Origin of the sequence: Ekhidna algicida (assembly GCF_051379705.1) — a bacterium.
Taxonomy (GTDB): domain Bacteria; phylum Bacteroidota; class Bacteroidia; order Cytophagales; family Cyclobacteriaceae; genus Ekhidna.
Genome location: NZ_CP179868.1, coordinates 2,775,334 through 2,788,158 on the forward strand (window position 1 = coordinate 2,775,334; position 12,825 = coordinate 2,788,158).

The 12,825-nt window shown below is 39.6% G+C and carries 13 protein-coding genes; 10 read left to right on the top strand and 3 right to left on the bottom strand.

Annotation, left to right across the window (positions count from 1 at the left end; all coding sequences use genetic code 11):
• The first annotated feature begins 100 nt into the window (after nt 1-100).
• Entirely contained in the window at nt 101-475 is a 375-nt protein-coding gene (gcvH, locus tag ACL8WY_RS12230; protein WP_436518059.1) for a glycine cleavage system protein GcvH, read from the top strand.
• A 107-nt stretch (nt 476-582) separates the two neighbouring features.
• Nucleotides 583-1,260 (top strand): energy transducer TonB, encoded by a 678-nt coding sequence (locus ACL8WY_RS12235; protein WP_436515042.1) that lies wholly within the window; start codon nt 583-585, stop codon nt 1,258-1,260.
• Between the two features lie 61 nt (nt 1,261-1,321).
• On the opposite strand, the gene ACL8WY_RS12240 is transcribed toward ACL8WY_RS12235, so the two are convergent.
• Genes ACL8WY_RS12240 through ACL8WY_RS12250 form a run of 3 tightly spaced genes read right to left on the bottom strand, consistent with a single transcriptional unit; the run spans nt 1,322 to nt 4,781 of the window.
• Complete coding sequence (locus ACL8WY_RS12240; protein ID WP_436515043.1) at nt 1,322-3,904, bottom strand: hypothetical protein; 2,583 nt, start codon at nt 3,902-3,904, stop codon at nt 1,322-1,324.
• 2 nt (nt 3,905-3,906) lie between these two features.
• Entirely contained in the window at nt 3,907-4,194 is a 288-nt protein-coding gene (gene gatC / locus ACL8WY_RS12245; RefSeq protein WP_436515044.1) for an Asp-tRNA(Asn)/Glu-tRNA(Gln) amidotransferase subunit GatC, read from the bottom strand.
• A gap of 11 nt (nt 4,195-4,205) precedes the next feature.
• Complete coding sequence (locus ACL8WY_RS12250) at nt 4,206-4,781, bottom strand: lysophospholipid acyltransferase family protein (RefSeq protein WP_436515045.1); 576 nt, start codon at nt 4,779-4,781, stop codon at nt 4,206-4,208.
• Between the two features lie 281 nt (nt 4,782-5,062).
• Here ACL8WY_RS12250 and ACL8WY_RS12255 point away from each other — a divergent pair, with 281 nt between their 5' ends.
• The 8 genes from ACL8WY_RS12255 to ACL8WY_RS12290 all read left to right on the top strand — a co-directional run bounded on the left by ACL8WY_RS12255 (nt 5,063) and on the right by ACL8WY_RS12290 (nt 12,820).
• Complete coding sequence (locus ACL8WY_RS12255; RefSeq protein WP_436515046.1) at nt 5,063-5,989, top strand: ABC transporter ATP-binding protein; 927 nt, start codon at nt 5,063-5,065, stop codon at nt 5,987-5,989.
• Between the two features lie 21 nt (nt 5,990-6,010).
• The gene (locus ACL8WY_RS12260) at nt 6,011-7,306 is read left to right on the top strand and encodes an ABC transporter permease (protein WP_436515047.1); all 1,296 of its coding nucleotides are present in this window, start codon (nt 6,011-6,013) and stop codon (nt 7,304-7,306) included.
• A gap of 36 nt (nt 7,307-7,342) precedes the next feature.
• Nucleotides 7,343-8,560 (top strand): sensor histidine kinase, encoded by a 1,218-nt coding sequence (locus ACL8WY_RS12265; RefSeq protein WP_436515048.1) that lies wholly within the window; start codon nt 7,343-7,345, stop codon nt 8,558-8,560.
• A gap of 86 nt (nt 8,561-8,646) precedes the next feature.
• Nucleotides 8,647-10,155 (top strand): F0F1 ATP synthase subunit beta, encoded by a 1,509-nt coding sequence (atpD, locus tag ACL8WY_RS12270; RefSeq protein ID WP_436515049.1) that lies wholly within the window; start codon nt 8,647-8,649, stop codon nt 10,153-10,155.
• Between the two features lie 51 nt (nt 10,156-10,206).
• Nucleotides 10,207-10,464 carry an ATP synthase F1 subunit epsilon gene (gene atpC / locus ACL8WY_RS12275; RefSeq protein ID WP_436515050.1) on the top strand — a complete coding sequence of 86 codons (258 nt, stop codon included), beginning with the start codon at nt 10,207-10,209 and terminating at the stop codon, nt 10,462-10,464.
• Nucleotides 10,465-10,640: 176 nt separating this feature from the next.
• Nucleotides 10,641-11,183, top strand: a complete 543-nt coding sequence (locus ACL8WY_RS12280; protein ID WP_436515051.1) for an RNA polymerase sigma factor — start codon at nt 10,641-10,643, stop codon at nt 11,181-11,183.
• On the top strand, nt 11,173-11,757 hold the full coding sequence (locus tag ACL8WY_RS12285; RefSeq protein WP_436515052.1) for a hypothetical protein: 585 nt from the start codon (nt 11,173-11,175) through the stop codon (nt 11,755-11,757). Before ACL8WY_RS12280 ends, ACL8WY_RS12285 begins: the two co-directional genes overlap by 11 nt.
• 52 nt (nt 11,758-11,809) lie before the next feature.
• Entirely contained in the window at nt 11,810-12,820 is a 1,011-nt protein-coding gene (locus ACL8WY_RS12290) for a hypothetical protein (RefSeq protein WP_436515053.1), read from the top strand.
• Nucleotides 12,821-12,825: the final 5 nt, after the last annotated feature.

The following is a 12,825-nucleotide window of genomic DNA, read 5'->3' on the forward strand; positions in this document are numbered from 1 at the left end:
ATTTTTGACGCCCGTTAGAATTTCTAAGATCAAATAGACACCACATGAAATGAGCCTCGTGAATTCCATGTGACCGATGAAAAATAAATTAAAAACACACATGAATATTCCATCAGACTTACACTATACCAAGGATCACGAATGGGTGAAAATTGACGGTGATGTTGCAACCGTAGGTGTTACCGATTTCGCCCAGGGCGAGTTGGGAGATATTGTATACGTAGAAGTAGAAACAGAAGGTGAATCGCTAGATGCAGGAGAAGTATTCGGCACGGTGGAGGCAGTGAAGACTGTCTCAGACCTCTTTATGCCGGTATCAGGAGAAGTGATTGAAGTAAATGATGCTTTAGAGTCCAATCCAGAAGTAGTAAACTCAGATCCGTATGGTGAAGGATGGATGATTAAGATTAAAATCTCAGATCAGGGAGAGCATCTAATTTCCGCAGAAGATTATAAGGCAGAAGTAGGCGGATAGGAAATTTTGGAATGTTTTTTGCTTTGATTAAGTAAATACCTTCGTCCTTTTGGTATATAAAAAATGAAGGACATATATTTGATGTTCAACTTCACAAAAGAAGGAATATGGAACCTAAAAAAAATCCGAAAATAGACCTTTCCAGACAATCAGGACTTTTCCTGAATATCGGAATGGCCGCCAGTTTACTAATGATCATTTTGGCCTTCGAGTGGAGGACATATGATGATACAGGCCTGATGGACCTTGGAAACATTGATGATGACTTTGAAGACATCATTGATATTCCACCAACCGAGCAGCCGCCTCCCCCACCTCCAAAAGTTCAGATCCCGGAGATCATCGAAGTTCCTGATGAGGAAGAAATCGAGGAAGAGATCGAAGTTGAACTTGACGTTGAGGTTACAGAGGAAACTGTAGTAGAAGAAATTGTATTCGAAGAAGCTCCTGAAGAAGAGAATGTTGATGAGATCTTTACAATTGTTGAAGAGTCAGCATCATTCCCTGGAGGAATTACGGCATTCTACGGATACCTTAAGAAAGAGCTTAAGTATCCAAGACAAGCACAAAGAATGGGAATTGAAGGAAGAGTATTCGTTCAGTTCGTTGTGGAGCGTGATGGAACCCTAACTGATATTCATGTGGTGAAGGGTATTGGAGCAGGATGTGATGAAGAAGCAGTTAGAGTGCTGAAGGAGTCACCGAAATGGAAACCAGGTAAGCAACGTGGAAAGCCAGTTCGTCAGAAAATGATTCAAAATATTCTATTCAAGTTTGCTAACTAAGAATAGTTGAGATAAATAAAAACCTCTTGAGAAATCAAGAGGTTTTTTTGTGGCCTATTTTCTACCAGGCAGCTTCCTCCTGCTCTTCTTTATATGTTTGATATCGGGTGTTAAATGATTGAAACTCTTCCTTGGATATGAGTCCTTCAAGTTTTTCCAGTGTTTGTTCTGCGTAATCCACTAGATTCCATTCAAGAGCAAGGAATATATATTTCTTAAGCAAGACAGGACTATAGGGATTAATCTCAGTAGCATCTATAAGCAGCTCATACCCGCCCGATGCTTCCCTCTTTTTTAGTTCATCCACCACAGCAACGACCTGTGCTTCGTGAAAGGCATTCATTCGACCAAGCGCAACCAGTACGGTATCAGGTAGATTTTCCAAGACCGGGATTTGTAAGCTTTTTGGAGTTGGTGGATTATACCTTTCCAACTTAGACAAGAAGTTATTTGCAGTGGTTGTCAATTCCGGATTCGCTTTGAGTGCTTGTAATAATTCATTCGGAATTGTATGTTTTTTGTCCATTCTGGCTAGAACCTCCAATCTGCTAAATAATGATTGGGTGTATTTAAGATCCAAGGCTTTATCAAAGAAATCCAGCGAAAGCTTATAAGCTTCTTGATCCATGGCAAGCTTACCAAGTGCATCATAATATTGACCTTTGTAGTATTGATGCGAATTAGCTTGAAGATAGTCTAGCATCATAAATGCTTCGTTGACCTCCCCTTTGCGATATAGATGTATTGCCAACGCCAACCTCAGACGGTCATTATATGAGCCATCTGTAGAATTTTCAATCTCCTTCCTGGTTAGACTTTCCACAGAATCATGACTAAACAAATAAGTACTGTTGAGGAGGTAGGTCTGTCGATGTAAATAGCCAGCACCACTAATATTTTCATACTCAAAAGAAAGACTAGTATTGGGAGTTTGGGTGGTGAGAATATTGCTCTTCACACCATAGTTACCATTTCTGTAGTCCAATTCAATAGAGCTTGAATCAATCAGCTCCATCTTTTTGAAGACGTTCCATTTATTCACTAAAGGTGCATTATTCCAATCATTAAGTGGCTTAGCCTCCTCAAAGTAGGTTAGGGATTTTTCCAATTCACCTTTTTGAATGTGTAAGAGCCCGAGATTATTCTGCACTTCTCCACTCACCACTCCGCGGAAAGATTCTTCGTAGATGGCTTGAACCTTATTTGCATTTATTTCTAAATCTAAATTCCCATAATTGATCAAGGCGTATGGAGATGGGTATCGCTGTGCGGCGCTAAAAAAATAGGTTTTCGCAGGATATTCAGCTCCTTTCTTTAATTCCCGCCATCCTAGCTTATAATTTGCGTAATGCGTGTTGTATCCCAGATTACTGGCCTCAAGTGTGTACTCATTTGCGAGAAGTACGTTTCCCTCTGTTTCCGCTACCTGCGCCTGATAATTGTAGTAGCCAGCTTTCAAGAGATTAAATGGCTCTTGATCTGAAAGGAAATAAAAAGCTAGAATGGCAAAGAATCCACCCAAGCGAGCACTCGCGTAGGGGAAGTTTCTTTCCTTAAAAGCGATTTTATGAATTTGCATCCCTTGAATTAATGGATCGATGAAATTTCCGATGATGTATAGAAAGAAAAGCACGCCAAATCCAATGTGGAAATAGAGGATGAAGTAATGAAAGGCCTGATACACTGCATCATTTCCCCTAACCATGTTATGGGAGATAAATGACAAAGAGATGATGCCCAAGCTCAAAGTGAGAAGGTATAATGTCGATTGACTGAGATAATTAGAAATAAATTCAGATTTAAACTTTAAGCTCCAAAGACTTACCAGCGCCGAAATGGTCAAGAGAATAAATGGATCAAAAAAGAAGAAGCTGTTTTCATACAATCCCGACTTATTCAGGTAATGTAAAATCAAATTCCCAAGGTAGATCAGAGAAAGGATGAGGAAATGGACATGGTTGTTTTTTCCGCCTTTACCTGATGTCACCACATACAGGATGCTAAAAGATATTTCTTCAGCTATGATAAACAAGAAGAATAGTGTGCAAATCGCGAATCCGTACAAAGAATTTGCTATAAGGTGATCTGTAAATAGTTTTCCATTATCTACTCCAAAAAGTAGTCCGATACTCAAGGCCAATAGTATCACCACTCGAACAAGAAGAGGAGTTGTTTTTTTGTATTCGTGGAATACAATCATAGGAACTATCAAGACGAGTGCCGGAATGAAAATGATCATTTTGGTTTGTATCCCAAATAGCCCAATTTCAAAAAGGTTAAGTCTATTGAGAAATAGTGCAAAAAGTGCCACTACTATAAAAAAAGCATAGCGCTTTAGGTACGTTGATGCTACAAGCACCACGCATAACCCAATCCACATGAGACTCATGAAAACTCGATCCTGAGAAATATCTCTTTTGATTTCACTGCCTGTATATCGCTCACTCAATAGAAACTTTTCTCCCTTTATTTCATGTGTCATTAAGTCGGTTTCGAGTGACCAGGCTGGAAATTCGATAATTTCTCCGGTGGTAGTCACCTCCCAATCAATCGCATTATCATATCCTGATTGGTAAGACCATAGCATGGTCAGTAGGCAAGCTATAAATAGTCCTGCGATGGGTTTCAGTAAAGTCTTGTTCACAATTAGTTAATCACTTTGGGTACTCTGAAATATTCAGAATCATGTTTTGGGGCGTTTTTCAGCGCTTTTTCTCTAGGCAAGTGGCGACCATTTACATCTTCCCGAAATGCGTTTATTTCAGAGGACATTCCGGTCAAAGGGAGCGTACTTTCCGTATCAACTTCCTTTAGTTTGTCTACCCAATCAACCATTTTCTGCAAATCACCGATCATCCTAGCTTCCTCATTTTCGTCAAATTTAAGTCGAGCCAGATGGGCAGTTTTTTGAACAATTTCTTTCGTTATTTTCATGAAACTCAAAGTTAATGATCGAGAGTAGATTGATTCAATTCTGACTGGATAACACGAAAAACTTCCTGTCGAAGTTTTTTCACAGCTTCATCTCCATGACCATGTGGCCAAATTGGCTCATGATAGATAATCCTACATTTCTTACGTCTAATATTCAGCAGGTCGTCATCTTGCAGGATATGATAATTATCTGGCATTGTTACCGGGAGGATTGGCAAGTTGTTTTCTACCGCTAATTTGAAAGCTCCATCCTTGAAGTCTACCATGTCCGGATAGCTATGAAGTCGAATTCCACCTTCTGGAAAAAACCCCAAGTTAAACCCCTTTTCAGCCGATTCTCTTGCTTTTACTAAGCTCCTTGCTCGACTTCTGTAGCTGGACCTATTGACGGTAATGTGGAGCGTACGGTACATATAACCGAATATGGGGATTCGAGCCAAAGAACTTTTGCCTACAAACTTGAATGGCATAGGGAAGAGTCCTAATATTGGAATGTCGAGATATGAAAAGTGATTAGCACATAAAATATATTGTTGATTTTCATCCAACTCAAATTTCCATTCCTGACCGATGGGAATACCTGCCATCTTTAAAAAGCACCAAGCCCAAATACAATTAATTTTTAGCGCAATCTTGTGCAATGGTCTAAAAGGAACCATTAGAAGTAATGGAATGATAAGGAGGACAAAGAAGAAGACCATCGAGAAAATGGCCCAAAATGAATACAAACGCCTTAAAATCATCTTGCCGGTTAGGTATGCAATTAAGCCACTAAATTAGTCGCAAAATCCAGTCGGTAGAAAAAAATACGTGGCTGTGTAATAATTTCCTAGTTTCGTGCACTAATGTCCAAAAAACCGAAATCATTGTGAGCCTATTAAAAGTAGAAAACATAAGTAAGTCCTACAGCGAACATCAGGCATTGACTGATGTAAGCATGGAAATTCCTGAAAAAACCATTTTTGGTCTCTTAGGTCCGAATGGAGCAGGAAAAACAACCCTAATTAGAATCATCAATCAAATCATTGAAGCAGACCAAGGTTCCATTCTTTTTGACGGAACACCGCTAAACCTGGAGCATATTCGAAACATCGGGTATTTGCCAGAGGAAAGAGGGCTCTACAAGAAGATGAAAGTTGGTGAGCAACTTATTTATTTGGGTCAGCTCAGAGGATTAACACTTCGAGAGGCTGCTACCAGAGGGAAAGCCTGGTGCCAAAAGCTGGAGATTATGGATTGGTGGGGAAAGAAGATAGAAGACCTATCCAAAGGAATGGCTCAGAAGATTCAGTTCATTGCCACTGTTATGCATGAGCCAACTTTGATCATCCTTGATGAACCATTTTCAGGATTCGACCCGGTGAATGCCAATTTGATCAAAGACGAAATTCTAGAGTTAAGAGATAAAGGAGCAACTATCATATTCTCCACTCATCGAATGGAATCTGTTGAGCAGTTGTGTGATCATGTAGCTATGATCAACAAATCGGAGAAAATACTCGATGGATCTAAAGTTGATATTAAGGAGAATTTCCGTGATGGATCTTACTATGTGGAATTCAAGGGTGGAGATATCAAATCCGGAACAGGATTCGAATTGATTAGCACCGAAGATATAGGCCGAGGATTAAAGCGTTCACTGGTACAATATTCAGCAGATGGAAATCCAAACGAACTATTGAAGCAGTTAATTGGTCAAGCGGAGATTCACTCATTTGTTGAGCGCATTCCTAGCATGAACGACATCTTTATATCACTAGTAAAAGGAGAAAATCCAGAATTGGCAGAAGCCTGATAACCATAAGACATTAAGAAAATGAACAAGATATTTTTAGTTATACAGCGCGAATTCATGAGCAGGGTGAAGAAGAAATCCTTCCTGCTTGCTACGATTTTGGTGCCATTGATATTTCCAGCTGTTATCGGGGTTATGTATTATCTCAGAAATGAGTCCGAGAAAAACAAGAAGCAAGAAGTAATTCACATTTTAAATAAAAGTGATATCATCAAATTTGAAGACTCTGAAAGATATCAGTATCTCAAGGTAGATGGCCCATTAGATTCTGCTAAGCAGAGATTTAATGAGTCAGAAGATTTTGCTTTGATCTATTTACCTGAAATGACAATTGAGGATCCCAGCGGTGTTGTCTTTTATGCTAAGACAACACCAGGAATTACGCTTGTTAGGGGATTTGAAAGACAAATTGAAAATCAAATTCGAGATATGAAACTCACACAGGCTGGTTTAACCAACGACCAACTTGATCAACTAAAAACAGATGTCAGTATTGCTTCCTTCAATTTAACAGAAACCGGAGATGAGTCTAAGAGTAGTGCAAAGTCAACCTTCTGGATTAGCTATGTGATGGGCTTCTTGATTTACATTTTCCTGTTTGCCTATGGTTCACAAGTGATGCAGGGTGTCATTGAAGAAAAAAGCAGCAAGATTGTGGAAGTTATTGTTTCTACGGTTCGTCCATTTCAAATGATGCTTGGAAAAGTAGTCGGCGTTGCGTCAGTCGGTATTGTTCAATTGCTAATTTGGGTGATTTTGATGAGCGCAGTATGGATAGGATTAGTGTCAATGTTTGGTGTAACGCCACCTCAAGCAGAAGGCCTCAATCAAGCAAATAGTGCTGAAGCGCAAAATGCAATGCAAGACGTTCTTGAGACATTTGGAGATGTTAATTGGATGCCAATAATCGCATTATTCATATTTTATTTTCTTGGCGGCTATCTTTTGTACGGAGCTTTGTTCGCAGCTGTAGGATCGGCCGTGGATACTCCGGCAGACGCTCAACAATTTATGATGCCTATAATGCTACCAATCATCATTAGTCTAATGGGTCTCTTCATGTTTGTTTTTGAAGAACCCAATGGAACTGCGAGTTTCTGGCTTTCCATCATACCATTCACTTCACCAATTGTAATGATGGGCAGGATCGGATTTGGAGTGCCTGCATGGGAAATTGCGCTAAGCATGGTGATGTTAATCGCAGGCTTCATTTTCACACTGTGGTTGGCTGGTAGAATCTACCGAATCGGAATACTTATGCATGGCACGAAAGTAAACTACAAGGTGCTTGCAAAATGGTTAATGCAAAAGAATTAGGTCGATCGTGGTTATTTTTAACCAAACGATCATCCTTTGAAGAAAAAGTTTAGAGAAGCTACAGGCAATACGCTAGCCCCACTGCGACCACATTTAAAGTGGATCGTGGTGGGGTTTGCCGTTTTAATCAGCTTTGGGTCCATTATCTACACCAACAACCTGGTTGCTCAAATTCGAGATCGCGAGCAGCGCCAAATCGAGATATATGCGAGTTCGCTGGAGTTTTTGGCTAATGAAAGTGAAAACGTAAACTTTTTCCTTATTCTGGATGAAATCGTAGCTGCCAATCATTCCATCCCGGTTATTCTAACCGATGAATCCGAAAGACCTGAAGATTATCGAAATCTTATCAAAGCCGATAAACTTTCAGACCCTGCTGCTAGAGAAAATTTTTTACGAAATGAGATAGAAGCAATGAAGGAAGCTCATCTCCCAATAGAGGTTACGCTTAAAGACGACCAGGATAATATTTTTGGTTATAAGTACATATTCTACAAAAACTCATTCTTACTGAGTCAGCTTAAATACTACCCATATGTGCAGCTTTCGATCATCGCACTTTTCAGTATCATCACTTTTCTCATCTTAAATTATATGCGACGAGTAGAGCAGGATCATGTTTGGGTAGGTCTGGCCAAAGAAACAGCGCATCAGCTTGGAACACCACTTTCATCATTGATGGCCTGGTCAGAATATTTCAAAGGAATATATGAAGATCAGCAGGATGCAATGATTGAATTTGATAAAGACGTGGATAGGTTGAAGGTGATAACCGATCGTTTTTCAAGCATAGGTAGTGAGCCGCAGCTGGCAATGCGAAATATAGCAGATGCAATAGATGAAATTGTCATATACCTACAGAAGAGATTGTCTACAAAAATTACGATGACGGTATCAACATTTCCTGACAGAGATATTAAAGCTCAAATCAATGAATCCTTGTTTGCATGGGTTATCGAAAATCTCTGTAAGAATGCAGCCGATGCAATGGAAGGAAAAGGATCCATTCACATTAGTATTTTAAGAGCAAATGAAGGGCGCATCGCTGTTGATGTTCAAGACACAGGGAAGGGCATCCCCAAATCAAAAATCAAAAATGTTTTTAGACCTGGATATACCTCTAAGAAGCGTGGGTGGGGACTTGGGCTCACTTTGGCTCAAAGGATTATTGAACAATATCACAAAGGAAAGATTTTTGTAAAACAGTCCGAAATGAACAAAGGCACAACTTTCCGAATTTACCTGAACGGATGAGGGCGGAAACCCTTTTTCCTTATCTTTTTTTCCTTTAATTTCGCACCAAATTTCAAACAACCCCATTAATATAACTGCAAGAAATAATGGCAAATAAAGGTAAGATAACCCAGATTATTGGCCCAGTAGTAGACGTAAGCTTTAGTGCTGAAGGATCAAAACTACCAAAGATCATGGACGCTCTAAAACTGGTTCGTCCTGACGGTATAGAGGTGATTTTGGAAGTTCAGCAGCACTTAGGTGAAGAAGCGGTGAGAACCATCGCCATGGAAAGTACTGATGGAGTAAGCAGAGGTACTGAAGTAATAGATTTGGGTGCACCAATTAAGATGCCAACTGGTGAAGCGATCAAAGGTCGTCTTTTCAATGTGGTAGGAGATGCAATCGATGGCATGGAGCAAGTAGACAAATCTAATGGTCTGCCTATTCACAGAGATGCACCTAAGTTCGAAGACCTTTCCACTTCAACAGAAGTGCTTTTCACTGGTATTAAAGTAATTGACCTGATTGAGCCTTACGCAAAAGGAGGTAAGATTGGATTATTTGGTGGAGCGGGTGTTGGTAAAACTGTGTTGATTCAGGAATTGATTAACAACATTGCAAAAGGACACGGTGGTTTGTCTGTATTTGCAGGAGTAGGAGAAAGAACAAGAGAAGGAAACGATCTTCTTCGAGAAATGATCGAAGCTGGAATCGTTGATTACGGCGAAGAATTTAAAAAATCTATGGAAGCAGGCGGATGGGATCTGTCTAAAGTTGATAGAGAAAAACTTAAAGATTCGAAAGCGACATTCGTATTTGGACAGATGAATGAGCCTCCTGGGGCAAGAGCACGAGTAGCATTATCCGGACTTACAGTTGCAGAACATTACAGAGATGGTGATGGAGAAGGAAAAGGAAAGGACATACTTTTCTTTGTTGACAACATATTCCGATTTACTCAGGCAGGTTCTGAGGTATCAGCACTTCTTGGTCGTATGCCATCAGCGGTAGGTTACCAGCCTACACTTGCCACAGAGATGGGTCTGATGCAAGAGCGTATTACGTCTACAAAAAGAGGATCAATTACATCCGTGCAGGCGGTTTACGTACCTGCGGATGACTTGACTGACCCGGCACCAGCTACTACATTCTCTCACTTGGATGCGACTACCGTACTTTCAAGAAAGATTGCTGAGCTTGGTATTTACCCTGCGGTAGATCCACTTGATTCTACTTCAAGAATCCTAAGTGCAGATATTCTTGGTGCTGAACACTATGATTGTGCGCAGCGAGTAAAAGAGATTCTTCAGCGATACAAAGAACTTCAGGATATCATTGCTATTCTTGGTATGGATGAACTTTCTGATGAAGATAAGGAAGTGGTGCACAGAGCAAGAAGGGTACAGAGATTCCTTTCTCAGCCATTCCATGTTGCAGAGCAATTCACAGGATTGCAAGGAGTATTGGTAGATATCAAAGACACGATCAAAGGATTTAATATGATCATGGATGGTGAATTGGATCACCTGCCAGAAGCAGCATTCAACCTTGTGGGTACTATTGAGCAAGCAATCGAGAAAGGTGAGAAGCTAATGGCTGAGGCCAACGCCTAAATTTTAAACGTCATTTCTGCGTAAGCAGGAATCTCATATAGAGAGTTATATATGTTTTTAGAAATAGTAACACCAGACGAGAAAGTATTTGAGGGAGAGGTAATGCACGCTTCCTTTCCAGGAAGCGATGGATCATTTCAGATCTTGAACAATCACGCTCCAATGGTTTCCACATTGGGTAAAGGCGATATTCGATATCAAGAGGAAAAGAAAGATGAGGTACACATTCTGGTTGAAGGAGGAGTTGTTGAAGTAATGAATAATAAAGTAAACGTTCTCGTCGAGAAGATTTTCAGCGATGATGAATAGATAAATTTACAAGCGAGTTAAAAAGCCATCTGCGTTTAGTAGATGGCTTTTTTCGTTTAACAAGGTTTAACTCCATTCAAAGCTGCAGCCGGACATCATTGCCTACCTTTTGGTTTCTTTTTTTGAATCAGACAACCATCTGAAACTAATCTGCATTTTACTGTCAAATGCTTCTCTTGAATACCAAAGACCTAATAGACAAAAGTAAATCTGGTGACCGAAAGGCTCAGCAGCAGCTATATAAGCGATTGAATGCGCCGATGTTAGGCATCTGCCTGCGATATATGAGAACCAGGGAAGATGCAGAAGATGTGCTTTTAGAAGGTTTTTATAAGGTATTCACGAACCTAAAAAACTTCGCCTACCAAAATGATAATACATTTTTTGGATGGGCGAAAAGAATCATGGTAAATGAAGCATTGATGAAGCTGAGAAAGAATAAGGAGATACAAACCCTTGCGATTAACGAGGATTTAGATATGGAAATAGATGTCACTCCTCTATCTAAGCTGCAAACAGCAGATCTGCTTAAGGTGATAAGAACTATTCCAGTAGGATATCGAACGGTTTTCAACCTATATGAGGTAGAAGGATACTCTCATCAGGAGATCAGTGAAAAATTAGGAGTTTCGGTAGGAACATCCAAGTCACAGTTATTTAAAGCGAAGAAACTCCTTCGTGAAATGTTGGACGAAAAAAATAAAGATTATGGCTCTTAATCAATTGGCAGAAAAACTAGATCAGGTATCAGAGCATGAGCTCGGATTTGAGTTTGATGAAAGTGCCGTTTGGGACAAGCTTGAACAGCGCCTGGACAATCGTAAAGCATTTGTTTATTGGTGGACGATTGCAGCATGCCTGCTGGTAGCATTTACCATTCTTCCCATCAGTCTTTTAAAAGAAACAAATATCCAAACACCTACCGTTTCAGATCAGGTTAAAATTCTTTCCAACAAGGTTCCGGTGTTCACAGCACCTGAAAAGGAAAATATCATAGCTCCTGCAGGAAAGGAAATAAGAGTGCTTGCTAAAAAAGGATTGGATGGGATCCAGCTGGCACAAGTATCGCCTGTGGAATTAATACTGAAACCAATAACAGTATCTAAAGAGAAAAAACAAAAGCCGGCATTTGCCGCAAAAGATATTTCAGTCATCCAGGCTAGTCTCGAGAGGCCTAAGATTGAAAAAGAGCAGATTGTAACAGTAAGAGCTCAGCTGCATACTTCTACTCAACCTAGACAATTCAATGATCAAGTATTTAAAATCAAACTCTTTGAGGGATCAAATAATTAGCCACGGTTCGTAGCTATTTTTCTGTAAACAAGAAGGTATTAAAAATAAGAAGATGAAATCAAGTAAAATTTTAGTCTTAGGAATACTCCTATATGGTACATTTTTAAGTCAAGCACAGGAGGTGACAAATTCATATCCTGATACCTTGAAAATGACAACAGATTCTCAAACAGATGTGATATTTTCTTTTTATCGAATGAGTGATAAAGAGGTATACCTGACTGATGATTTGTGGAAATCAATATTAAATGTGATGGAAGCGGCTGTAGAATCTTCGGAAAGTAAAAATGGAATTATCGTGACATATAAAAAAGTTAAGAGGAACGGAGAGGAGGTGGCACAGGTTATAGTGGATCCTTTGAAGAGTAAGGCAGATATATATCTGATTGGAAATGAAGGAATGGTTGAAATCCTTGCCAATCGTATTGATTTTGAGATTTACCAGTCAAAAGTATCTATTGCTTTTTCGCTAAATAATATGGCTGATTTAGAGGAGATCAAAGAGCTAAGTGTGGAGTCCGTTTGGAACCAAATAGAAAATAAGTTTGAAAATGAAGGAAAGCGAAACTTATATACAGGGACTGGTGCCTTCAAATATGGGAATGCGAATATTCTTAAAACGAATGGTGCTCCGGCACAATTGGATGGTCTAGAAATTTCTGCTGGTATCGGGTTTGGTTTTTACAGAGATCGTTTTGCTCCAGACTTGAATTTCAGATTAGCAGTCAATTGGCCAGATAGGTTAGGTAATGATGATTTAAAATTTGGGTTTATTTATTCACAACAGTATTTCTACCAAGAACAGCCTGAAGGAGATTTTAATCTTGATGTCAATGATTTTTTATCTGCTTTTGTCTCATCAAAAATTGGATCTGATCGTGAGATTGGAATAGCTCTGGGTATGCTTGTCCGACGAAATGGAGATTTTTATGAGGGAAATACATTCAAGGTGACAGGGTTCAATAGAAGCACAAAGTCTAGGGTGAATTTTTCACCTGAGCTCATTTTTACAGATGACTTTAAAAAGATGATTCCTGCATTGAAATTTGGTTTGTCTTTTTAATAGGC